The 21,777-nt window shown below is 65.1% G+C and carries 18 protein-coding genes; 10 read left to right on the plus strand and 8 right to left on the minus strand.

Annotated features, from left to right (window positions below; all coding sequences use genetic code 11):
- The first annotated feature begins 142 nt into the window (after window positions 1–142).
- The 3 genes from LK12_RS06485 (at window position 143) to LK12_RS06495 (ending at window position 2,533) form a co-directional block, all read left to right on the plus strand.
- Window positions 143–808 carry a murein L,D-transpeptidase catalytic domain family protein gene (locus LK12_RS06485; RefSeq protein ID WP_039280851.1) on the plus strand — a complete coding sequence of 222 codons (666 nt, stop codon included), beginning with the start codon at window positions 143–145 and terminating at the stop codon, window positions 806–808.
- A gap of 88 nt (window positions 809–896) precedes the next feature.
- Window positions 897–2,228 (plus strand): glutamate--tRNA ligase, encoded by a 1,332-nt coding sequence (gene gltX, locus LK12_RS06490; protein ID WP_039280853.1) that lies wholly within the window; start codon window positions 897–899, stop codon window positions 2,226–2,228.
- 104 nt (window positions 2,229–2,332) lie between these two features.
- Window positions 2,333–2,533 (plus strand): hypothetical protein, encoded by a 201-nt coding sequence (locus tag LK12_RS06495; RefSeq protein WP_039280855.1) that lies wholly within the window; start codon window positions 2,333–2,335, stop codon window positions 2,531–2,533.
- Window positions 2,534–2,622: 89 nt separating this feature from the next.
- On the opposite strand, the gene LK12_RS06500 is transcribed toward LK12_RS06495, so the two are convergent.
- Together LK12_RS06500 and LK12_RS06505 are read right to left on the minus strand one after the other, a co-directional pair.
- The gene (locus LK12_RS06500) at window positions 2,623–3,405 is read right to left on the minus strand and encodes a 3-hydroxybutyrate dehydrogenase (protein WP_039280856.1); all 783 of its coding nucleotides are present in this window, start codon (window positions 3,403–3,405) and stop codon (window positions 2,623–2,625) included.
- 127 nt (window positions 3,406–3,532) lie between these two features.
- Entirely contained in the window at window positions 3,533–6,292 is a 2,760-nt protein-coding gene (locus LK12_RS06505; RefSeq protein ID WP_039280858.1) for a [protein-PII] uridylyltransferase, read from the minus strand.
- 217 nt (window positions 6,293–6,509) lie between these two features.
- Between LK12_RS06505 and lgt the strand changes: the two genes are divergently transcribed.
- Both lgt and LK12_RS06515 read left to right on the plus strand, forming a co-directional pair.
- Window positions 6,510–7,415: a prolipoprotein diacylglyceryl transferase gene (gene lgt / locus LK12_RS06510; protein ID WP_039280860.1), complete on the plus strand. Its 906-nt coding sequence runs from the start codon at window positions 6,510–6,512 to the stop codon at window positions 7,413–7,415.
- A complete protein-coding gene (locus tag LK12_RS06515) occupies window positions 7,415–8,467 on the plus strand; it encodes a class I SAM-dependent methyltransferase (RefSeq protein WP_039280863.1) in 1,053 nt (350 codons plus the stop codon). The genes lgt and LK12_RS06515 overlap by 1 nt, the downstream gene beginning before the upstream one ends.
- A 30-nt stretch (window positions 8,468–8,497) precedes the next feature.
- On the opposite strand, the gene LK12_RS06520 is transcribed toward LK12_RS06515, so the two are convergent.
- From LK12_RS06520 to gyrB, 5 genes are all read right to left on the minus strand, one after another.
- Window positions 8,498–10,258 carry a bifunctional metallophosphatase/5'-nucleotidase gene (locus LK12_RS06520; RefSeq protein ID WP_039280865.1) on the minus strand — a complete coding sequence of 587 codons (1,761 nt, stop codon included), beginning with the start codon at window positions 10,256–10,258 and terminating at the stop codon, window positions 8,498–8,500.
- Between the two features lie 68 nt (window positions 10,259–10,326).
- Window positions 10,327–10,728, minus strand: a complete 402-nt coding sequence (locus tag LK12_RS06525; RefSeq protein WP_039280867.1) for a metallopeptidase family protein — start codon at window positions 10,726–10,728, stop codon at window positions 10,327–10,329.
- Between the two features lie 105 nt (window positions 10,729–10,833).
- Complete coding sequence (locus tag LK12_RS06530; RefSeq protein ID WP_039280868.1) at window positions 10,834–12,324, minus strand: DUF2252 domain-containing protein; 1,491 nt, start codon at window positions 12,322–12,324, stop codon at window positions 10,834–10,836.
- A gap of 87 nt (window positions 12,325–12,411) precedes the next feature.
- Window positions 12,412–13,467, minus strand: coding sequence for a sensor histidine kinase (locus tag LK12_RS06535; RefSeq protein ID WP_197063482.1), 1,056 nt, complete (start codon window positions 13,465–13,467; stop codon window positions 12,412–12,414).
- Window positions 13,468–13,563: 96 nt separating this feature from the next.
- Entirely contained in the window at window positions 13,564–16,095 is a 2,532-nt protein-coding gene (gyrB, locus tag LK12_RS06540) for a DNA topoisomerase (ATP-hydrolyzing) subunit B (RefSeq protein WP_039281627.1), read from the minus strand.
- Window positions 16,096–16,282: 187 nt separating this feature from the next.
- Here gyrB and LK12_RS06545 point away from each other — a divergent pair, with 187 nt between their 5' ends.
- From LK12_RS06545 to LK12_RS06560, 5 genes are all read left to right on the plus strand, one after another.
- Complete coding sequence (locus LK12_RS06545) at window positions 16,283–17,689, plus strand: M20/M25/M40 family metallo-hydrolase (RefSeq protein WP_039280869.1); 1,407 nt, start codon at window positions 16,283–16,285, stop codon at window positions 17,687–17,689.
- A gap of 130 nt (window positions 17,690–17,819) precedes the next feature.
- On the plus strand, window positions 17,820–18,518 hold the full coding sequence (locus LK12_RS06550) for a ZIP family metal transporter (RefSeq protein WP_231568262.1): 699 nt from the start codon (window positions 17,820–17,822) through the stop codon (window positions 18,516–18,518).
- A 351-nt stretch (window positions 18,519–18,869) separates the two neighbouring features.
- Window positions 18,870–19,133 (plus strand): hypothetical protein, encoded by a 264-nt coding sequence (locus LK12_RS24580; RefSeq protein ID WP_156135419.1) that lies wholly within the window; start codon window positions 18,870–18,872, stop codon window positions 19,131–19,133.
- A gap of 57 nt (window positions 19,134–19,190) precedes the next feature.
- Window positions 19,191–20,750: a glutamine-hydrolyzing GMP synthase gene (gene guaA, locus LK12_RS06555; protein ID WP_039280872.1), complete on the plus strand. Its 1,560-nt coding sequence runs from the start codon at window positions 19,191–19,193 to the stop codon at window positions 20,748–20,750.
- A gap of 80 nt (window positions 20,751–20,830) precedes the next feature.
- Window positions 20,831–21,277, plus strand: coding sequence for a CHRD domain-containing protein (locus LK12_RS06560; protein ID WP_052223223.1), 447 nt, complete (start codon window positions 20,831–20,833; stop codon window positions 21,275–21,277).
- 6 nt (window positions 21,278–21,283) lie between these two features.
- On the opposite strand, the gene LK12_RS06565 is transcribed toward LK12_RS06560, so the two are convergent.
- Window positions 21,284–21,736, minus strand: a complete 453-nt coding sequence (locus LK12_RS06565) for a DoxX family protein (protein ID WP_407938132.1) — start codon at window positions 21,734–21,736, stop codon at window positions 21,284–21,286.
- Window positions 21,737–21,777: the final 41 nt, after the last annotated feature.

Here is a 21,777-nt window from a genome sequence, read left to right on the forward strand (position 1 = left end):
CTCGGCGTGAATGCGACGGGCCGTGTTCGACACAAGCCGAGTTATGGAACCATCCCGCCCTGAAAGCTCAAGTTAGCTTGAAGTTTCCGCCTTTGTTCCCTATTTTCACAAGCAGTTGGAACAAACGGGATTCGGGTACAGCATGGAATTCAGTCGTCGCGTTTTCGTCGGCGGCGCGATCACGACGCTTGCGGGTGCAACTGCGACGGCGGTGATCGCGGCACCGGGCAGGAAAGTCGTGCCGGTGGCAAAGGCCGCCGTGCCGAAGGCACCTGCAACACCAAAGTCCGCGGACATGCCGCCTCTGTTGAAAGAGGCGCTGGCCGCACTCGACAAGCACGATCGTCGCGTCGGCAACCGCGATCGCATTGGCCTGGTCGATTTCACCGAGCATTCGAGCAAGAAGCGTTTCCAACTGGTCGATGTCGCCAGCGGGCGGATTCTCGACTCCTATCTGGTCGCCCATGGCCGCGGATCGGACCCTGGGCACACCGGCTGGGTGAAACGCCTCTCGAACCGGCCCGGTTCAAACGCCTCCTCGGCGGGCAGCTTCGTGATCGCCAATCGCTATTACGGCAAGCATGGCGCCTCGCGCCGGCTGATCGGGCTCGATCCGGAAAACAACCTCGCGCTCGAACGCGCGATCGTCATTCATGGCGCCTCCTACGTCGACAGCAGCCTGATCCGCTCGCAAGGGCAGATCGGCCGCAGTCTCGGCTGCTTCTCGGTCGAGCAGAGCGAGATTGCAGGGGTGCTCGACAAGCTCGGCGAAGGCAGCCTGCTCTACGCTTCGGAAGCACGGGCCTGACCCTGAGGGCGGGGCGGATCGTGCCCAGGGCCATCCGCCTGCAACCGCCATTTGACGCGGTGCGCCGCGCGCCGTAATCGCGCGCTCCATGGTCACCACGCGCTTCGCACCCTCGCCCACCGGGCACCTGCATGTCGGCAATATCCGCACGGCGCTGCACAACTGGCTCCTCGCCAAGCAGGCCGGCGGGCGCTTCCTGCTGCGCATCGACGACACCGACGCCGCGCGCAGCCGCGAGGAATACGTCGAGGCGATCCGCGCCGACCTTGCCTGGCTGGGCCTCGATCCCGAAGGCGAGGAACGCCAGTCGGCTCGTTTCGACAGCTACGAGGCCGAATTCGAGCGGCTGAAGGCCGACGGGCGCGTCTATCCTTGCTGGGAAACGCCGCAGGAACTGGAACTCAAGCGCAAGGTGCTGCTCGGGCGGGGATTGCCGCCGATCTACGACCGCAGCGCACTCGATCTGTCCGAAGACGACAAGGCCGCCAAACTGGCGGCAGGAGAGCAGCCCCACTGGCGCTTCCTGCTCGATCGCGAAGAACAGATCGTATGGGAAGACGGTATTCGCGGCCCCCAGCATTTCGATCCGGCGATGATGTCGGACCCCGTCATCCGCCGCGCCGACGGGTCGTGGCTCTACATGCTGCCATCGGTCATCGACGACATCGCCATGGGCGTCACCGACATCCTGCGTGGCGAGGACCACGTCTCCAACACCGCCGCGCAAGTGCAGATGTTCACGGCGCTCGGCGCGTCGGTTCCGCGTTTCGCGCACGAGGCGCTGCTGGTCGGCACCGAGGGCAAGCTGTCAAAGCGGCTCGGCTCGCTTGGCGCGGCGCATTTCCGCGAGGCCGGGATCGAGCCCGAGGCGCTGGTCGCGCTGCTGGGCCGGCTGGGCACGTCGGATCCGGTCGATCCGGCCTTGCGGCTGGACGATCTCGCCGCCGCCTTCGACCTCTCCCGCTTCGGCCGCGCACCTGCGCGGTTCGACGAGGCGGAACTGGAGCGGGTCAATGCGGCGGTGGTTCACGGCCTGCCCTACGAGGCGGTGGCGGATCGCCTGCCCGAAGGCATGGACGCCGCGGCCTGGGAAACGGTGCGGCCCAACCTTTCGCACGTGCATCAGGCGGCCGACTGGTGGCGTGTCGTGACAGGGCCCATCGAGGCCCCGGACTTTTCGGAAGAGGACCGCGCCTATCTTGCGCAGGCCGCAGACACGCTGGCTGCGCAGGAATGGAGCGCGGACATATGGAAGACGCTGACCGGCGCGCTCAAGAGTGCAACCGGGCGCAAGGGCAAGGGGCTGTTCCTACCGCTGCGGCAGGCGCTCACCGGCATGGACCACGGCCCCGACATGGGCGCGCTGCTTCCCCTGATCGGTCGTGACGCCGCGCTTCAACGGCTGCGCGCGGCCCGGTAGGTCCGTCGTCCGGGCGAAGGCTGTGGCCGCTTGATCCCAATCAACGACTGTTCCCGCCAATCGCCTAGCCTCACGCTCACCAAGGGTTTCAGGGGAGCGTAGTCATGCGCTTTGTGATTGTTGTGCTGGCCATTCACGCCATTGCGATGACGGTGCTGATGGGCGTCGGCGTCACGGCGGTGCTGGCGGCCGGCCTGCCCGGTTCCAAACCGATCCTGATTGCTGCCGCGACCGGTTTCGTGCTTGCCGTGCCGGTGACCTGGATCGTCACACGTTTGATTTTGGCGAAAGCTGCCAGGAGCTAGACGCCAAAAGCTGAACGAAGGCGTCCTTCGCCGAATGCGCGCCGCGCGCGGGATGCTATGGGGGCTTCCGGCGCGCGGCGCGTTGATACTCACTCCATGAACCAGCCGTGGCTGGCGACCAGCGACTGGCCGGTCAGCGCATTGGTCTGGAAGGCCGCGAAGAACAGCGCGACTTCGGCAATGTCCTCCACCGTGGTGAACTCCGCATCGACGGTCTGGCCGAGCATGACCTTGGCGATGACTTCCTCTTCGGGAATGCCCAGTTCCCTGGACTGTTCTGGGATCTGCTTGTCCACCAGCGGCGTGCGCACGAAGCCGGGGCAGATCACGTTGGTGCGCACGCCCCTGGGGCCGGCTTCCTTGGCGATCACGCGGTTGAGGCCGAGCAGGCCGTGCTTGGCGGTGACATAGGCGCTCTTGAGCTTGCTCGCTTCCTTCGAGTGGACCGAGCCCATGAAGATTATCGAGCCCGAACCCTGCGCGTACATGTGCGGGATCACCGCCTTCGACGTAAGAAAAGCACCGTCGAGGTGGATCGCGAGCATCTTCTTCCAGTCGGCGAACGCGAAATCCTCGATCGGATTGACGATCTGGATGCCGGCGTTGGAGACCAGCACGTCCACCGTGCCCCAGGCATCGACGACCGACTGCACGCCGGCATTCACCTGCTCCTCGCTGGTGACGTCCATGGCCACCGCCATCGCTTCGGTGCCGAACCTGGCGGCTATGCCGTCGGCAGCGGCCTGGGCGGCTTCCATCTTGATGTCGGCGATCGCCACCTTGCCGCCTTCGGCCGCATACTTGTGGGCGATGGCATTGCCAATTCCGCTGGCCGCGCCGGTAACGATGCAGACCTTGTCCTTGAGCTTCATGCTTTCTCTCCGTTGGGTGCGGGCGAAGCCAATCGGTCGCCGGCCAGGTCGAAGGTAACGATCTCGTCAGGGGCGAGCGACCGGCTCGTCCATTCCGGGTGATCGAGTGGAGTGGTACCGGTCCGTGTCAGGCCGCCACGTCCTCGGCGGTCTGTTCGCTGGTGGCCTCCAGAAGGCGCCGTTCCAGTCCCTTGAGGCGGCTGCTGGAGGTTATCTTCTCGCCCAGCAGGTCGGTGACGTAGAACGTGTCCGCAGCGCGTTCGCCGTAGGTGGCGATATGCGCCGAGTGGACCATGAGCCGGGATTCGAACAGCGCATGGGCCAGCCGGTTGAGCAGTGCCGGGCGGTCCCGGGCATTGACCTCGACCACGGTGAAGCGGTTGGAGGCCTGGTTGTCGAAGATCACCCGCGGGCGGACCTCGAAGGCATCGGCCCGCGGCCGCGCGTCGGGCTTGGCGACAAGCTGCGGCAGGATCTGGATGCGGTTGGCCAGCGCATTTTCGATCGAGGTGCGCAGCCGCTCGAGCTGGCTCTTCTCCCGGAACGGCCGCTCGAGCGGATCCTGGACGAGGAAATTGTCGACCGCGCGGCCGGTGCGGGTGGTGTGGATGCGGGCATCGATGATGTTGCCGCCGGCCAGGTGAATGCCCCCGGCGATGCGGTAGAACAGGCCGGGATGGTCCGAGGCGATGACCGTGACCAGCGTGGCCCCGTGCGCCGGATAGTATTCGGTATGGATCGAGAGCGGGTGTTCCAGCTTCTCTGCCGCTTCGAGCTGCGCAAGGTTCTTGCCGATGACGTCTTCGCTTTCGGCGATCCAGTAGGCATCGACGAACTTGGTGCCGACTTTGGCCACGAGGGTCTCGTATTCTGGACCCATCGCCGCGACGGCTGCCTTCTTTGCCGCCACCCGCTTTTCGCGTCCGAATTCGGCATGGCCCAGGCGCAGACGTTCCTCGGTTGCCGAATAGAGTTCGCCGATGAGCTGGCGCTTCCACGAGTTCCAGGTCCCCGGCCCCACCGCGCGGATGTCGACGATGGTGAGGATGGTGAGCTGGCGCAGGCGGTCGAGCGACTGCACGACCTTGACGAAATCGGCGATCGTCTTGCCGTCCGAGAGGTCCCGCTTGAACGCCGTGGCAGACAGCAGCAGGTGCTGGCGAACCAGCCACGAAACGAGGTCGGTTTCCTCGTCGTCGAGGCCGAAGCGCGGACACAGCTTGAGCGCGATCTCGGCGCCCAGCACCGAGTGGTCGCCGCCGCGCCCCTTGGCGATGTCGTGCAGCAGCACCGCGGCATAGAGCGCGCGGCGCGAGCGAACCTTGTGGACCATGGTGTGCGCGAGCGGGTGATCCTGCTCAAACTCGCCCTTCTCGATGCGCGAGAGCAGGCCGATCGCGCGGATCGTGTGCTCATCGACCGTGTAGTGATGATACATGTCGAACTGCATCTGCGCGTTGACGCGGCCGAATTCGGTCACGAAGCGCCCGAAGACGCCCGCCTCGTTGAACCAGCGCAGCGTCACTTCCGGATTGTTGCGGCTGGTCAGCAGGTCCATGAACAGGTCGTTGGCCCGCCTGTCGTGGCGGACGTTCTTCTTGATCAGCACCGCATCGCGCGAAATCAGGCGCATGGTTTCGGGATGGATCTCGAAACCTTCCTTGTCGGCAATCACGAAGATCTCGATCAGGCGGACCGGATCGGTCGCGAACCAGTCGTCCGAGGGGGCCTTGATGCGGCCGCCAAAGACCTTGTAGCCCTTCACCACGCGTTCGCGGGCGCGGAAACCGGCCAGCAGGCCGCGCGGCTGCTTCTTGGCGAACTGCTCGTCGAGCTGGGCCAGGAACACGCCGGTGAGGTTGCCGACAACCTTGGCCTGCAGAAAGAACATCTGCATGAACCGCTCGACCGCGCTTTTGCCGGGACGGTCGGAAAAGTTCATCCGCGCCGCGACTTCACGCTGCATGTCGAAGGTCAGGCGGTCCTCGGCGCGGTTGGTGATCGTGTGCAGATGGCAGCGCACGGCCCAGAAGAAGTTCTCGGCGCGGCGGAAGGCGAGATATTCCTTGCGGGTGAGCAGGCCGACCGAGACCAGTTCCGAAGGATCGCGCACCTTGTGGATGTACTTGCCGATCCAGTAGAGCGTGTGCAGGTCGCGCAAGCTGCCCTTGCCTTCCTTCACATTGGGCTCGACGACGTAGCGGCTGTCGCCCATGCGCTTGTGCCGCTCGTCGCGCTCGGCCAGCTTTTCGACCACGAACTGCCGTTCGGTGCCCGAGACGACGTCCATCCAGAAACGCTGGCGGGCTTCCTCGTAAAGGTCCTGGTCGCCCCAGACGTAGCGGCCTTCGAGCATCGCGGTGCGGATCGTCAGGTCGGATTTCGACATGCGCACCATGTCGTCGAGCGAACGGCTCGAATGGCCGACCTTCAGCGAGAGGTCCCACATGAAGTAGAGCATCGCCTCGATGACCTGCTCGCACCATGGCGTCTGCTTCATCGGGGTGAGAAACGCGATGTCGACATCCGAGTGGGGGGCCATCTCGCCGCGGCCATAGCCGCCCACCGCCATGATCGTCAGCCGCTCTCCCTTCGAGCGGTTGTTGACCGGATAGACGTGGGTAACGACGTAGTCGTGGATGATGCGGATCAGTTGGTCGGTAAGGAAAGCCTGCGCTTCGGCGACTTCGTGCCCGGCCGATGGTTTCTCCACCAGGCGGCGCGCAATCTCCACGCGGCCCGCATCCAGGGCGCCGCGCAGCAGATCGACGATATGCTTGCGCCGCTTTGTCGCGCCATGTTCGGCGACGATGGCATCTATGCGCTCGACGAGGTCGCGCCGATCGATCACGGTTCGGGGCGAAGGAATGCGGATCACGCTGTTCATGGCGCGGCTTTAGACCGTCGCCATGGCTATTGAAAGGCAGCCGGAGCGATCATCGTGATCGGCAGCTCCGTTCGGCGGCGATCGCTGGAAGCGACAAAGCGTCGGCATGTGTGAAAACGCGGCTACCATCGATGCGCGGGCTATGCCAGAAGGCGCCGGTGTCCGAGCGCGCCGCATGCGCGCCGGGGTCCAACGATAAGCCAGCGAGGTCGAAAACTTGTCCCTGATACCTCTGGCCGCCGCGGCTGCGGCCCAAGTGCATGAACCGATCTACTGGGTGAACCTTCACCTCTCGAACTATCTCTTCAAGATCGGCAGCTTCGAACTGCGCTGGTACTCGCTGGCCTATCTCGCAGGCATCGTCCTTGGCTACTGGCACCTCACGCGCATGATCAAGGCGCCCGGCGCGCCGATGGCGCAGCGCCATGCCGACGACCTGTTCTTCTACTGCACGCTCGGCATCATCCTGGGCGGGCGCCTCGGCTATGCCACATTCTACACCGGCGGCAATTCCGACATCCCCAGCATGTGGCTGCACCCGACCGAACTGGTCCAGCTCTGGCATGGCGGCATGAGCTTCCATGGCGGCCTGATCGGCGTGTTGCTCGCGCTGGCCTGGGTCTCTTGGCGCAATGGCCTCAATTTCCTGCGCGTGGCGGACTACATTGCCGTCTGCGTGCCTTTCGGCATGATGTTCGGCCGGCTCGCCAATTTCGTGAACGGCGAACTCTGGGGCCGGGTGACCGATGCAAGCGTGCCCTGGGCGATGGTCTTCCCCGATGCCGGCCCGCTCCCCCGCCACCCCAGCCAGCTGTACGAGGCGGGACTGGAAGGGCTGCTGATGATCGTGGTCATGCTGCTGCTGTTCTGGAAGACCCGCGCCCGCTTCCGGCCCGGACTGATGGTCGGCGTCTTCACCGTCGGTATCGGCTGTGCGCGTTTCATCGTCGAATTCTACCGCCAGCCGGATGCCCAGCTTGCCGAATTCGCGCGCAACACGGGGCTTTCGATGGGGCAGTGGCTGACGATCCCGCTGATTGCGCTCGGCCTGTTCTTCGTGCTGCGCGCGTTGATGAAGCCGGCACTGGCGAGTGGTCGGCCGGCGAGCGCCGCGGCGGCCTGATGGAGCGGGGCGCGGAACCGCTCTCGGCGATCTTCCAGCGGCTGATCGCCAACTACGGTCCGATTTCGGTGATGCACTACATGGGCGAATCGAACGCCCGGTACTATGCCGACAAGGACCCGCTCGGCAGCGGCGGCGACTTCATCACCGCACCCGAGATCAGCCAGATGTTCGGCGAACTGATCGGTCTGTGGCTGGCCGACATCTGGATCCGCGCCGGCCGCGACGAGGACGTGCATTACGTCGAGCTGGGGCCCGGCCGCGGCACGCTGGCGCGCGATGCGCTGCGGGCGATGAAGCGCTACGGGCTGGAGCCCAGGGTCCATTTCGTCGAGAGCTCGACCGCGCTCAAGGACATCCAGCTCGCCGCCGTCCCCCAGGCCCACTGGCACCACGACGTTTCCAGCCTGCCGCTCCACGGGCCGATGCTGGTGATCGCCAACGAGTTCCTCGATGCACTGCCGGTGCGCCAGCTGGTGAAGACCGGGCAGGGGTGGCGCGAGCGCATGGTCGATTGTCGTGAAGGGCGCTTCGTGCCGGTCGCCGGCGAAAAGCCGATGGATGCGGCCGTGCCGGCAGAACTGAAGGACCAGCCTGAAGGCACGCTGATCGAAACCTGTCCGGGCGCCTCCGCCGTCGTCTACGAGATTGCCGGCCGTCTCGTCGATCAGGGCGGCGCGGCGCTGTTTATCGACTACGGTCACGACCGGATGCGGACGGGCTCCACCTTGCAGGCGCTCAAGGCCCATACCAAGGTCGATCCCTTCGCGCTGCCGGGCGAAGCGGACCTGACATGCCACGTCGATTTCGCGGCCATGGCCAATGCCGCCCTGGCCCGCGGCGCGCGACATCTCGGCACGGTCACGCAGGGCCGTTTCCTGCGCGAACTGGGAATCGAGACCCGGGCCGACAATCTCGCCGCCTTCGCCCCGCAGCACGCCGCGGCCATCCAGTCCGCCAAGGAGCGCCTTATCGGCGAGGGGCAGATGGGCGCCCTGTTCAAGGTCATGGGCCTGACCTCGCCCGACTGGCCGGATGGCGCAGGGTTCTGATCGGGTCCTTGCCGGCCAGGGCGATGCGCCTCAGCCCCCTACCTTCACGGCACGCTCTTCCTTCGGGACCTCGCGGACGGGGACGGCGGCGATCCATTGCTGGAAGGCTTCGTTGTCGATCATGCCGCGCACCTCGTTTGTGCCCTCGGTGAAAGTGGTGAAGCCGTCGCCGCCCTCGGCGAGGAAATTGACGACGGTCACCCGGTAGGTGGCCACTGGATTGATCGGCTCCCCGTTCAGCGTCAGCGAAACGAGACGGCTTCCCGACGGGCGGCTCATGTCGAAGGTGTACTTGACGCCTGCCGACGGCGCGAGCGCCTGCTGCGCGCCTTCATCGTCCAGCCCTTCCTCGATCAGGTCGTAGAGCTGCGAACCGGTGAGCGTCATCGTCACGAGATCGTTGTTGAACGGTTGCACGGCATAGACCTGCCCGAAGGTCACGGTACCATCGGGCGCCGGATCGAGCGGGGCGCGGATGCCGAAGGGGTTGGTGAACGCAATCTGCGCGCCGGCCTTCTTGCTGGCCGCAAGCTGGGAATCGGCGATCAGGTTGCCCAGCGGCCCGCCGAATTCGCTCTCGCTCGAAGGCTTGGAGGCAGGGCCGGAAATCTTGCCGACGGGCCGCGAGACCAGGTCCTTGGCATCCTTGACGTAGGACGCGACGTACCGGGCCACGTCCTTGCGGGGGCGGAAGCGCGGGTAGAGCCTGGTGTTCGGCACATCGCCGCGCCCGCTCGAATACCCTTCCGATTGCACGATCACGTTGCGCGCGGTCTTGGCGATGACGCGGTGCGTTTGCGGATCGATGGTGAGGGTGATGTCCGTCACCAGTTTGCCATAGACGCCGGCGCTGGTCAGCAGGATCGAGGAGCCATCGCCGCTCTGGCCGTAGTGGCACACGTATTGCCAGTGTGTGTGGCCGGAAACGACGAGGTCGACGCCGGGATCGAGCTTGTCGAGGATCGGCTTGATCGCGCCAGTCAGGTTGTCGCAGCCATTGGAGTCGCCCAGCGTCGTCTTGCCGCCCTGGTGGATCAGCACGACCACGGCATCGGCGCCTTGGGCCTTGAGCCGGGGGATTTCGCGGTTGATCGCCTCTGCCTCGTCGCCGAAGGTCAGGCCCTTGACCTCTTCCGGAGCGACCAGCATCGGCACGTCGCGCAGCGAGAGGCCGATGAAGCCGACCGTCACCTTGTTCGCGCCGGTGCCGAAGCTCTTGAGGCCCGTCGCCGGAAACAGGGTTTTTCCATCCGTCTTGTAAGTGCTGGCGGACAGGTACTTGTATCGCGCACCCTGGAACTGCTCGAGTTGGCAGGGCTGGAGCCGCGTGTTTTTCTCGCAGCCGCCGCTCTGCAGGCGCTGCAGTTCCTTCCAGCCGCGGTCGAATTCGTGGTTGCCCACCGCGTTGAACTCGAGCCCGATGCGATTCATTACGCCGACTGCCGGCTCGTCGAGATGCAGCGAGGAGGCAAGCTGCGACGCGCTTGTGAGATCGCCTGCCGCCACCACCACGTTGTTGGGATGCTCGGCCTTGAGCGCATCGACCGCGGAGGCCAGCCATGCAGCCCCGCCCGCGGGCACGGGTATCGATCCGCCCTTTCCGTCCGGAGCCGCTACCGCCGCCTTGGGCGGTTCGAGTGCACCGTGGAAATCGTTGATCGCGATGATGCCGACGTCGACGCCCTGAGCCGTCGGCGCCGAAGCGCGATGGGCGGTTTGCGGCGTGGCGCAGGCTGCGAGCAGGGAGAGGGCGGCCAGGGGGGCGGAGCGAGTCAGGGCCTTGAAGATCATGGCGTCGCTCTATCGCATGGAAACATGACGCTCCAACGACCAAATTGCGCACGGGGCGTTGCCGTTTTCTAAGGCTGGTCCTGTTCGAGGTCGTGCATCTGTTCGTCCGAGAGGCCGAAGTGATGACCGACCTCGTGGACCACGACGTGGGTGACGAGGTCTTCCAGCCGCACGCCGGTCTGCCGCCATTCGGCAAGGAGAGGCTGCCGGTAGAGCGTGATGCGCGGCGGAAATTGTCCCGAACTCCAAACCGATTCCTCGCTCATCGGCCGGCCGTGGTAGAGCCCGGTCAGCTGGAACGGGTCCGTGAGGCCCACTGCCGCGAGCGTTTCGGCATCGGCGTATTCCTGGATGTGGACGGTGATGCCATCGAGGTGGTCGGCAAAGGGCGCGGGGATGCGCGCGAAGGCCGCATGCGCCAGCGCCTCGAAGTCGGCGGCGGAAGGAGTGGATCCGAAGTGGCGGTTCATGAGGACGATTCTGCCACGAACGCGGCGATACGAGAACCGCGATTTCGCGACGCCTGTTGCCCGTGCGTCGCTATCGCGTGCCGCAATTGCGGATGTGTCATGTTGCTAGAGTTCGAGCGCCTTGCGCGAAAGGCCGCCCAGCTTCCAGTCGCGCTTGTAGGCCTTCCAGTCCTTCTTGATACGGCGCGCCGCTTCTTCGGCAAAGCAGACGACGTCGTCCACGAACAGGTCATGGGGTTCCATTGCCTTGAGTATCGCTGGCTCCACGTCATGGTCGATGGCGCCGGCATCGTCCGAACGGGCATGGGCGAGGGCAAGCGAGAAACCGCAGGCGTCGGCGTATTCCCGCCACGCGTCGTAGTCGAGGTCGTCGAGGTCCATGTCCTCGCGGTATGGCGCGCGCTCGCGGGTGAGGAAGCTTTTGCCCTCGATCTCGATCGCCCCGTAGAAGGCATCGCCATTGGGCAGGTGGACGCGCTGGCCCTTGGCGATACGGTCCGCCAGTTTGCCGGGGTCGAGGTCGCCGGTGGGCACGATGCCGTCCAGGGCGCTGCTGCGGGCGCGCTTGAATTCGACGATTATGTCGTCGCAGCCGTCGCCGTTGGGGCCTTCCAGCATGACATAGAAGCGCGCGAGGCCCAGCGATGCCGTGCCTGCACCGTGCCGCACGGCGACGTCCTTCACTTTCAGGTCTCCGCAGCGGCCGCCCTTGCAGATAGCGTTGGTCTCGGCGAGGCGCTCCACGTGTTGCTGGAATTCGTCGCGGCGCGAGGACACCGGCTCGATCTCGTCCGAGGCGCGGAAGCCCTTGCGCTGTTCGTCATGGTGCTTTTCGCGCAACCATGCATCTCGACTGCTGGCGGCTTCCTCGAACAGACGGGCAATGATCGGCGGCGCATTGTCCATCCGGATCACTTCGTGCGTTTCGGTTTCGTGCTCGGCAAAATGGCGCAGGCCCCTGATGTAGCCCTGCAGAAAGCAGGCAGCGACCTTGCGCCGCTTCTTCTTCTTGAGACCACCTTCGCATTTTGCACCGAGTACGAAGCCGGTCGCGCCGCGCTTGAGATCCCAGGTGAAAGGTCCGTAGGTAACCTCGTCGAAGTCGTTGACCGAGAAGATCGGCACGTTGTCGCGGTTGGGCATCACGCCGAAATTTCCGGGATGGACGTCTCCCAGCAGCAGGACCTTTGGCAGCGCCGCGTCAGTGCCGGCGATGTCGCGGTAGAACACCAGCGCCGTACCGCGGAAGTACTTGTAGAGGTCCTTCGCCAGTTCCTTGAACTTGAGGTCGGTGCCCTGCGCATGGGCTTCCAGCCGCTCGGCGTGATCCTCCAGGATGGTCGCGCGCACGTGTTCGCGTCGGGCCTGCCCGGTCAGCACGGTGGGCAGCGTGACGGCGGCCTCTTCGGCGTAGCGCTGCGCGAGCCGGCGATAGGCCTGCGCGCGTTTCTCGCCGCGCCTCTTGGTGTGAACCTGTTGCCGGTCGGATGCGGATTCTGCCTTGCGCGGTCCGCTCTTCTTCCCGCCGTTGCCTTTCCGGCCGGCGCCTTTGCCGGACGGCTTCTTCGCGCGGGCGTTGGTGGTGTCTTGAGCCATGCACAAGCAAACCCGCGAAGGCGAATTGCGTTCCGCGGCGCAGTCAGGCTCTCGGCCTTGTGAAACGCGCCATCGGTGGGCGTAGCGTCACTGGCGCGATGATGGCTTCACGGTTGCAAGCGCAGAGGCTGGCGCGGTGAGCGTGAAACGCAGGCCCTCTGCCTCGAAGGTCAGGTCGCTGTGCCCCTGAAAATCGGCAGGCAGCATGCGCGTCAGGATTTGCGTTCCGAACCCTTTGCGCGAGGGCTCTTCGGATGTGGGGGAGCCGCTTTCCTGCCATGTCAGGACGAAGGCGGAATCGGTTCCGTCTTGGTGGCGCGTCCAACGTATCGCAATGCGGCCCTCCGGGGCGCTCAGCGCGCCATACTTGCTCGCATTGGTGGCCAGTTCGTGGATCGCCAGTGCCAGCGAAAGCGTCTGGCGCCCCGTCACCACTACTCGCGGCCCTTCGACGATCGCGCGCTCTGGGTGGTCGAGATGCGGGGCGACGATGTGATTGATGATGTCGGCCACGTCGGCCTCGTTCCAGTCCGACCGGATCAGCACATCGTGGGTGCGGGCCATGGCCTGCAGGCGGCTCTCGAGGCGCTCGCGGGCATCGGCCAGGCTGATCTCGCCGCGCAGTGTCTGTGCGGCGATGGCCTGGGCAACGGCGAGTGCGTTCTTGACCCGGTGGACCAGCTCCTGCGCCACGACTTCCGACTGCTTGCGGCCAAGAACCGTCGGCGTCGTCTCGATCACGGTGTCGAGCATGCCGACGACCTTGCCATACTCGTCCCGGACGGGGCTGTAGCAGAAGGTGAACCACGCGCTTTCCGGGTTTCCTTCACGCTCGATCTCGAGGGGGTAGTCCTCGATGAACGTGGGTTCGCCGGCATAGGCGCGCTCGGCAATCGGCCCGATATTGTTCCAGACTTCGGACCAGACTTCGCTGAACGGCCTGCCCAGCGCAGGCGGCTTGCGGCCGAGTATCGGCAAGAAGGCGTCGTTGGGGATGGTGGTCAGGTCAGCGCCCCACACGATGCATTGCGGGAAGTGCGAACTGAGCACGATCGCGACCGTCGTCTTGAGCGTGGCAGGCCATTGCTCCGGCGGCCCGAGCGGATGATCGGACCAGTCGTAGGCAAGAATTTGCTCGGCCATACGGCCGCCACCGTTCAGGAAATTCAGCATTTCCATCCGCACGCTGGTAGGGGCGGAAGGGGGGCGACGGGTTCGAACGGTTGAAGCGTCAAGGCGTCAGACGTCCAGGTTCGCCACGTTGAGTGCGTTTTCCTGGATGAAGTCGCGGCGCGGTTCGACGATGTCGCCCATCAGGCGGGTGAAGATTTCGTCGGTCACGTCGGCGTCTTCCACCTTGACCTGCAGCAGCGCGCGGTTTTCCGGATCGAGCGTGGTTTCCCAGAGTTGCTCGGCGTTCATCTCGCCAAGGCCCTTGTAGCGCTGGATCGAGAGGCCCTTGCGGCCCGCGGCCAGCACCTGCTCGATAAGCTGGCTCGGCCGGGTGATCGTACCGGCATCGACGGTCGGGCGGGTTGCGGCGGTGTCCTCGCCCTCGTCGCTCTCGGCGGATTCGGGCTCCGTGGCCTCGGTGCCGGCGCGCACGAGGCGGGCGGTGCCTTCGTAGACCTCGGCGTTCTCGGCCGCGAGGCGAGCGAGCTTGCGGGCCTCGGCGCTGGTGAGGAAGGCGGCCTCGATCTTGTGGTGATCGGTCACGCCGCGCCACAGGCGCTCGACCTCGACATTGCCGTCTTCGGTCATGCGCGCGGCCCACCTGGCCTCGCTGTCGGCGCGGTCGAGCCACTGTGTCGCCTTGTCCAGCGCGGCGTTGCGGTCGGCGGCGGACAGGTCCGGCGCCAGCGCGCCGGCCAGGGCCAGCGCCTCGATGATCACCGGATCGTAGCGGCGGGGCACGAAGGCCATGAGGTTGCGCATACGGATCGCATGCTCGACCAGCGAAGCCAGATCGGGGCCGCTGCGGGCGCCGCCGGCGGTCTCCAGCACGCGTCCGCTCAGCCCGCCTTCGACCAGGTAGCGGTCGAGCGCGGCCTGGTCCTTGAGATAGACCTCGCTGCGCCCCTTGGCGACCTTGAACAGCGGCGGCTGGGCGATGAAGAGGTGCCCGGCGCGGATGATCTCGGGCATCTGGCGGTGGAAGAACGTCAGCAGCAGGGTGCGGATGTGGGCACCGTCGACGTCGGCGTCGGTCATGATGACGATCTTGTGGTAGCGCAGCTTTTCCAGATTGAAATCGTCGCGGATGCCGGTGCCCATGGCCTGGATCAGCGTGCCGACTTCCTTGGAGGAAATGATGCGGTCGAAGCGCGCGCGCTCGACGTTGAGGATCTTGCCCTTGAGCGGCAGGATCGCCTGATAGTGCCGGTCGCGGCCCTGCTTGGCCGAACCGCCCGCGGAGTCACCCTCGACCAGGAACAGCTCGCACTTGCTGGGATCGCGCTCCTGGCAGTCGGCGAGCTTGCCGGGCAGGCTGGCGATGTCCATCGCGCCCTTGCGACGGGTCAGCTCACGCGCACGGCGGGCGGCTTCGCGCGCGGCGGCGGCGTCGATGATCTTCTGGACGATGGCCTTGGCGGTGGCCGGGTTCTCTTCCAGCCAGTCGGTCATCTTGTCGCTCATCAGCGATTCGAGCGGCTGGCGCACTTCGGAGCTGACCAGCTTGTCCTTGGTCTGCGAGGAGAACTTGGGGTCGGGCAGCTTGACCGAAACGATCGCAGTCAGGCCCTCGCGCATGTCGTCGCCCGAAAGCGAGACCTTTTCCTTCTTCAGCAGGCCGGAACGCTCGGCATAGCCGTTCAATGTGCGGGTCAGCGCAGCGCGGAACGCGGCGAGGTGGGTGCCGCCGTCACGCTGCGGGATGTTGTTGGTGAAGCACAGGACGTTTTCGTAATACGAATCGTTCCACTCCAGCGCGACCTCGATGCCGATGCCGTCCTTCTCGGCCGAGATGGCGATGGGATCGGGCATCATCGCCTGCTTGTTGCGGTCGAGGAACTGCACGAAGGCGCCGATGCCGCCCTCGTAGTACAGATCGTGCTCGAGCACTTCCTCGTGCCGCTTGTCGCGCAGCAGGATGCGCACCCCGGAATTGAGGAAGGCGAGTTCGCGGTAGCGGTGCTCGAGCTTGTCGAAATCGAATTCGGTGACGTTCTTGAAGGTGTCGGTCGAGGCGAGGAAGGTCACGCGCGTGCCCTTCTTGAAGCCGTTGTCGTCCGGGTTCTTCTCGGTTTTCGGCGCATCGCCGCGCACTTCGAGCGGCGAAACCGCATCGCCGTGCTCGAAACGCATCCAGTGCTCCTTGCCGTCGCGCCAGATCGTCAGTTCCAGCCATTCGGACAGCGCGTTCACCACCGAGACGCCCACGCCGTGCAGACCGCCGGAGACCTTGTAGGCGTTGTCGTCGCTGGTGTTCTCGAACTTTCCGCCCGCGTGGAGCTGGGTCATGATGACCTCGGCCGCCGAGACGCCTTCTTCCTTGTGCATGTCGGTGGGAATGCCGCGGCCGTTGTCTTCCACCGAGACGGATCCGTCGGGGTTGAGCTCGATCAGTACGAGGTCGCAGTGACCCGCGAGCGCCTCGTCGATGGCGTTGTCCGACACCTCGAAAACCATGTGGTGCAGGCCCGAACCGTCATCGGTATCGCCGATATACATGCCGGGGCGCTTGCGTACGGCGTCGAGTCCCTTGAGGACCTTGATCGAATCTGCGCCGTAGGTGTTGGAGTTCTTGCCGTTTTCGGGTTCAGTAGCCATGGCCAGCATATAGGGTTTGCGCCCGTCAAACCCAAGCAAAAGCGGCATCGCGGCAGGGCTTTTCCACAGAGCAGGGGCCAGCGGCTACCGGCGCGCGATCGGCAGTTGCCTTCGCCGGCGGATGTGCTTCAATCCGGCGCGGTTCAGGGTTGCTCGGAACAGGAGACGGGAATTGTACAGGTGTTTGATGGGATTGGCCGCGGGGGCGCTTGCGGTTTCGGGCGTGGCACAGGCGGCGCCCAGCGCGCCCATGCCCAAGCTGCGCGCCGATCAGCAGGCTTTCTTCGGACTCTACAAGGAACTGGTCGAGACTGATACGACCGTCACGCACGGCAGTTGCACCGAGGCTGCAGCCAAGATGGCGGCGCGGCTCAAGGCGGCAGGCATGAAGGATGACCAGATCATTGCCTTCTCGACGCCGGAGCACCCCAAGGACGGCGGCCTCGTCGCGATCTATCCGGGCGCCGATGCCAGCGTGAAGCCCATGCTGCTGCTGGCGCATATCGACGTGGTCGAAGCCAAGCCCGAGGACTGGGAGCGCGATCCCTTCACGCTCGTGGAAGAGGACGGCTACTACTACGCCCGCGGGACGGTGGACGACAAGGCGATGGCCTCGATCTGGACCGATACGCTGGTCCGCTTCGCCAAGGCCGGATACAAGCCGAAGCGCACGATCAAGCTGGCGCTGACCTGTGGCGAGGAAACGAGCGGTGCGTTCAACGGCGCCGAGTGGCTGGCGCAGAACAAGCGCGACCTGATCGATGCCGAATTCGCACTCAACGAAGGCGGCGGCGGCAAGACCGACGGCATGGGGCACTTGCTGGTTCAGACGCTGCAGGTGGGTGAGAAGGCCTATCAGGACTTCACGCTGACGGCGACGAACCCCGGCGGGCACAGCTCGCAGCCGGTGCCGGACAATGCGATCTATGAACTGTCCGCCGCGCTGCTCAAGATCGGCGCCCACGAGTTCCCGGTTCAGTTTACCGACACCACCCGTGCCTATTTCACCAAGGCGGGCAAGATGCGCGGCGGCGAGACGGGGGCGGCAATGGAGGCCCTGGTCGCCAATCCCGAGGACAAGGCGGCGCTCGCCATCGTCGACCAGGACAAGATGCTGCATTCGATGCTGCGCACGACCTGCGTTGCCACGCTGGTCGACGCCGGGCACGCGCTGAACGCCTTGCCGCAGCGGGCCGAGGCCAACGTCAATTGCCGCATGTTCCCCGGCCGCACGACCGAGGAAACCCAGGCGGTGCTCGCCCAGGTGATCGACGATCCGAGCATCACCATCGAGCCCAAGGTGAAGGACAAGCCGATCGCCTCGCCGCCGCCGCTCGATCCCAGGATCACCAAGCCGGTGGAAAAGCTCGCGGCGAAGTACTTCCCGGGCGTGCCGGTAATACCCTCGATGTCCACCGGGGCGACCGACGGGGTCTATATCGGCGCGGTGGGCATCCCGGTTTACGGCGTACCGAGCGTCTGGACCGACCCGGACGGCAACGGCACGCACGGCTTGAACGAGCGCGTCGAGGCGCGGGCGCTCTATACCGCGCGTGACTACCTCTACGATCTGGTCAAGACGCTGGCGGGTTGACCCTCGCGCCAGCGTTCAAAGGAAAGGGCGGCGAGCATGGCCGCCCTTTCGCGTTTGGAGGAACATCCGAGCGAAGCCGGCAGTTTGTGTCGTGCACCTTGATGGCCGATCGGAACAATTTGCCATGATCATGACCCTGCTCGTCGTCGCTGTCGTTTCCGGCGCCTTGCTGGCAGGCGCGGCGTGGGGATTGTTCGGCAGGCTGAACGAGACGCTCGAGGGGTTGCTGGTCGCGCTCGCGGGCGGTGCCTTGCTGCTCTCGCTCGTGACCGAGTTGATCGAACCGTCGATCGAGCGGTCGAGCGTCGGCGCGGCCACGTTGGGCGTGGCGATCGGTTCCCTGCTCTTTGCCGGCGCGGACTATCTGATCGACGAGAAGTGGGGTGCGAATTCGGGGGGCGGACTGCTGGCGGCGATCACGCTGGACGGGGTGCCCGAGAACCTTGCCCTCGGCGTGGCGCTGATCGGCGCGACACCGGCCGAAGTCGCAGCACTGGCGGGATCGATCTTCCTGTCCAACCTGCCCGAGGCGGCCGGCGGCGCGCGGGACATGGCGCGGCAGAACTATCCGAAGGCGCAAGTGTTCTGGCTCTGGGCAGGAACCGCGCTGCTGCTGTCGGCCGCTGCCATCGTCGGCAATCTCATGCTCGACGAAGCGAGCGAACACGTGCTGGCAGTGATCCGCTGCATTGCCGCCGGAGCCGTGGTGGCGAGCCTTGCAACCGAGGTCTTTCCCAAGGCCTACCGCAGCGACATGCACCTTGCCGGCGTCGCGACGGCCTTGGGCGTCGTCCTGGCGTTCCTGCTGGGGAGCGTTTCGGGGGCATAGGCCTCTTCGGGTGCGCTCCAACGCAAGAAGGGCGGCCCCGAGAGGCCGCCCTTCTTGCTGGTGCGCGGTTCCCCCGCAGGCCGGGTCAGGCCAGGGTGATAGCGAACGCCATGACGAAAGCGCCAAGGGCGGCAGCGAAACCGATCGACTTTTCGGCGAGGGTCATAGTCTTTCTCCAATCTCAACAGGGGCGAATCAACCCCTTACCTTGCTTAATATAACCTAGGTTAGTAATTTTGCAAGCAGAAAATGAATGCGTCTCGAAAACGGCAATCGCGGAGCCAAGGGAAACGAAAAGGGCGGCCTTGCCAGCCGCCCAGATCACTCATGCAATTTTAGGGACACTATTGCATGTCGCGCATCGGCCTCGGTCAGGCGAGGGGCAGCGCAAATGCCAGCGCGCTGGCGCCAAGCGCCGCGGCCAGGCCGAACGTGCGTTCGACGATGGTCATTGTTATGCTCCTGCAAACACAGTTTTTGTTATACCTCATTCCCGGCGAGTCCGCTCGCTCGGGTGGCAAGAGCGAAATAGGAACGAGCGAAATTATCGCAAATTCAAAAGCAACAATATTACTTGCATGTTTTGCAAGTGCGATGACGCGGCGTGGTATCTGACGGAAGCCGCTCTCCCGCCATCTGGACAGGTGCCGCGCGCGCTATTAGGGGCCTGCCATGAGCATCCAGACATCTGAATCGGTCCTGATCGTCGACTTCGGCAGCCAGGTGACCCAGTTGATCGCGCGCCGCGTGCGCGAAGCGGGCGTCTATTCGGAAATCGCGCCGTTCAATGCCGCGGAAGAGGCCTTCAACCGCATGGACCCGGCCGGCATCATCCTCTCCGGATCCCCTGCCTCGGTGCTCGACGAGAACGGCCCGCGCATTCCCGACGTGATTCTCGACAGCGGCCGGCCGATGCTGGGTATCTGCTACGGCCAGCAGTCACTGATGCATCAAATGGGCGGCGAAGTGCTGCTCGGCGATGCCGGCGAATTCGGCCGCGCCTTCATCGAGATCGAGGACGAATGCGCCCTGTTCGACGGCCTTTGGGAAGTCGGTGAGAAGCACCAGGTCTGGATGAGCCACGGCGACAAGGTCTCGCAGCTCGCCGAGGGCTTCCGCCCCGTCGCGTCCAGCCCGGGCGCGCCCTTCGCGGTGATCGCCAACGACGAGAAGCGTATCTACGCGATGCAGTTCCACCCCGAAGTGGTGCACACGCCCGACGGCGGCAAGCTGCTCAAGAACTTCGTCCGCCACGTCTGCGGCCTGTCCGGCGACTGGACCATGGCCGAGTTCCGCAAGGCCAAGATCGACGAGATTCGCGAGCAGGTCGGCGACAAGCGCGTGATTTGCGGCCTTTCGGGCGGTGTCGATTCCGCCGTCGCCGCGGTGCTGATCCACGAGGCGATCGGCGACCAGCTGACCTGCGTCTTCGTCGACCACGGGTTGATGCGCATGGGCGAGGCCGAACAGGTCGTCTCGCTGTTCCGCGGCCACTACAACATTCCGCTCGTCCACGTGGACGCCTCGACGCTGTTCCTGAAAGGACTCGAAGGCGAGACCGATCCGGAGAGGAAGCGCAAGTTCATCGGCAAGACCTTCATCGACGTGTTCGAGGACGAGGCGAAGAAGATCGGCGGCGCCGAGTTCCTCGCGCAGGGCACGCTCTATCCCGACGTGATCGAATCGGTGTCGTTTACCGGTGGTCCCTCGGTGACGATCAAGAGCCACCACAACGTCGGCGGCCTGCCCGAGCGCATGGACATGAAACTGGTCGAGCCGCTGCGCGAACTGTTCAAGGATGAAGTGCGCGAACTCGGCCGCGAACTCGGTCTGCCCGATGTCTTCGTCGGCCGTCACCCGTTCCCGGGGCCGGGCCTTGCCATCCGTATCCCCGGCGAAGTCAGCCGCGAGCGCTGCGATATCCTGCGCAAGGCCGACGCGATCTATCTCGAGGAAATCCGCAATGCCGGGCTTTACGACGCGATCTGGCAGGCCTTCGCGGTGCTGCTGCCGGTCAAGACCGTCGGCGTGATGGGCGACGGGCGCACCTACGACAGCGTCTGCGGCCTGCGTGCCGTGACCTCCACCGACGGCATGACGGCGGATATCTATCCGTTCGACGCCGCTTTCCTGAGCCGCGTCGCGACCCGCATCATCAACGAGGTCAAGGGCATCAACCGCGTGGTCTACGACTATACGTCGAAGCCGCCCGGCACGATCGAGTGGGAGTGACCGTCGGCCCGCGCGGCTGAAGGAACTCGACGGCTCGCGGTACGTTGTTTCGCTTTACCCAAGCAAACCCGGAGAGAGCCATGAATCGTCCGATTGTCTTCGCTGCGCTGGTCGGAGCCACCGCCCTGGCCGGTTGCGCCACGGTCGAGGAAACCGCCGTACAGGCGACCACGACAACCTACACTGCACAGCTGACCGGAGCACAGGAAGTCGGTGGCGGCGACCCGGATGGCAGCGCCACGGCCGAAGTCAGTGTCGCGAAGAATCTCGATCGCGTGTGCTACAACGTGCACGACATCCAGGGGATCGGACCGATCACGGGGGCTCACATCCACCGCGGCGCGATGGGCGAAAACGGTCCGCCGGTCATTACGCTGGAAAAGGCCCCCGAGGGTGGCTTCCAGGGTTGTGTCGGCGCTCCCGAATGGCTGCAGGATGCGATGAAGGCCAACTTCACCGATTATTACGTCAACCTTCACACCGGCGAATATCCCAACGGCGCGATCCGCGGCCAGCTCGGAATGTAGCCGGGCTCAGGGGCGGGAGCCGCGCGGCCAGTCCGTAACGCCTCCTGCCCAGAGCGCCCACCAGATGAGGACCGGCTGAAACGCCAGGCGCGGGATGTGATAGGCCAGTCCCAGCCCTTGGTCCGGCCTGGCGAGGTCGATCAACATGTGCTGGACGTTTGCCGGCCAGACGCACAAGGCATAGGCGGCAAGGCCCCATGCTGCGGCCTTGCGCAATCCTCTCGAAAATCGCTGGAGCAGCCCGGCCGCGCCTGCCAGTTCTGCCACGCCCGTGAGAGCCACTACCGCGGCGGGGGCCGGAACCCAGGGCGGAACGATCGATACGAAAGGGGCGGGCGCGGCAATATGAAGGATACCGGCTACGGCATAGATGCCGCCCAATGCCCAGCGCGCGATTTTCCGCTTGGAGCTGGAAGTCTTCGAAGCGGGGTGAAGATGAAAAGTCAGGGTTCGCTCCAAATGACCGCTGCAAGGAAAAGCCCCCGGAACGCGGCAGGTTC

The organism is Novosphingobium malaysiense, from assembly GCF_000802225.1.
GTDB lineage: Bacteria > Pseudomonadota > Alphaproteobacteria > Sphingomonadales > Sphingomonadaceae > Novosphingobium > Novosphingobium malaysiense.

Coding starts and splice junctions, on each gene's coding strand:
- LK12_RS06485 (WP_039280851.1), top strand. CDS start 143: ATGGAATTCAGTCGTCGCGTTTTCGTCGGCGGCGCGATCACGACGCTT.
- gltX (WP_039280853.1), top strand. CDS start 897: ATGGTCACCACGCGCTTCGCACCCTCGCCCACCGGGCACCTGCATGTC.
- LK12_RS06495 (WP_039280855.1), top strand. CDS start 2,333: ATGCGCTTTGTGATTGTTGTGCTGGCCATTCACGCCATTGCGATGACG.
- LK12_RS06500 (WP_039280856.1), bottom strand. CDS start 3,405: ATGAAGCTCAAGGACAAGGTCTGCATCGTTACCGGCGCGGCCAGCGGA.
- LK12_RS06505 (WP_039280858.1), bottom strand. CDS start 6,292: ATGAACAGCGTGATCCGCATTCCTTCGCCCCGAACCGTGATCGATCGG.
- LK12_RS06515 (WP_039280863.1), top strand. CDS start 7,415: ATGGAGCGGGGCGCGGAACCGCTCTCGGCGATCTTCCAGCGGCTGATC.
- LK12_RS06520 (WP_039280865.1), bottom strand. CDS start 10,258: ATGATCTTCAAGGCCCTGACTCGCTCCGCCCCCCTGGCCGCCCTCTCC.
- LK12_RS06525 (WP_039280867.1), bottom strand. CDS start 10,728: ATGAACCGCCACTTCGGATCCACTCCTTCCGCCGCCGACTTCGAGGCG.
- LK12_RS06530 (WP_039280868.1), bottom strand. CDS start 12,324: ATGGCTCAAGACACCACCAACGCCCGCGCGAAGAAGCCGTCCGGCAAA.
- LK12_RS06535 (WP_197063482.1), bottom strand. CDS start 13,467: ATGGCCGAGCAAATTCTTGCCTACGACTGGTCCGATCATCCGCTCGGG.
- gyrB (WP_039281627.1), bottom strand. CDS start 16,095: ATGGCTACTGAACCCGAAAACGGCAAGAACTCCAACACCTACGGCGCA.
- LK12_RS06545 (WP_039280869.1), top strand. CDS start 16,283: ATGGGATTGGCCGCGGGGGCGCTTGCGGTTTCGGGCGTGGCACAGGCG.
- LK12_RS06550 (WP_231568262.1), top strand. CDS start 17,820: ATGACCCTGCTCGTCGTCGCTGTCGTTTCCGGCGCCTTGCTGGCAGGC.
- LK12_RS24580 (WP_156135419.1), top strand. CDS start 18,870: ATGTCGCGCATCGGCCTCGGTCAGGCGAGGGGCAGCGCAAATGCCAGC.
- guaA (WP_039280872.1), top strand. CDS start 19,191: ATGAGCATCCAGACATCTGAATCGGTCCTGATCGTCGACTTCGGCAGC.
- LK12_RS06560 (WP_052223223.1), top strand. CDS start 20,831: ATGAATCGTCCGATTGTCTTCGCTGCGCTGGTCGGAGCCACCGCCCTG.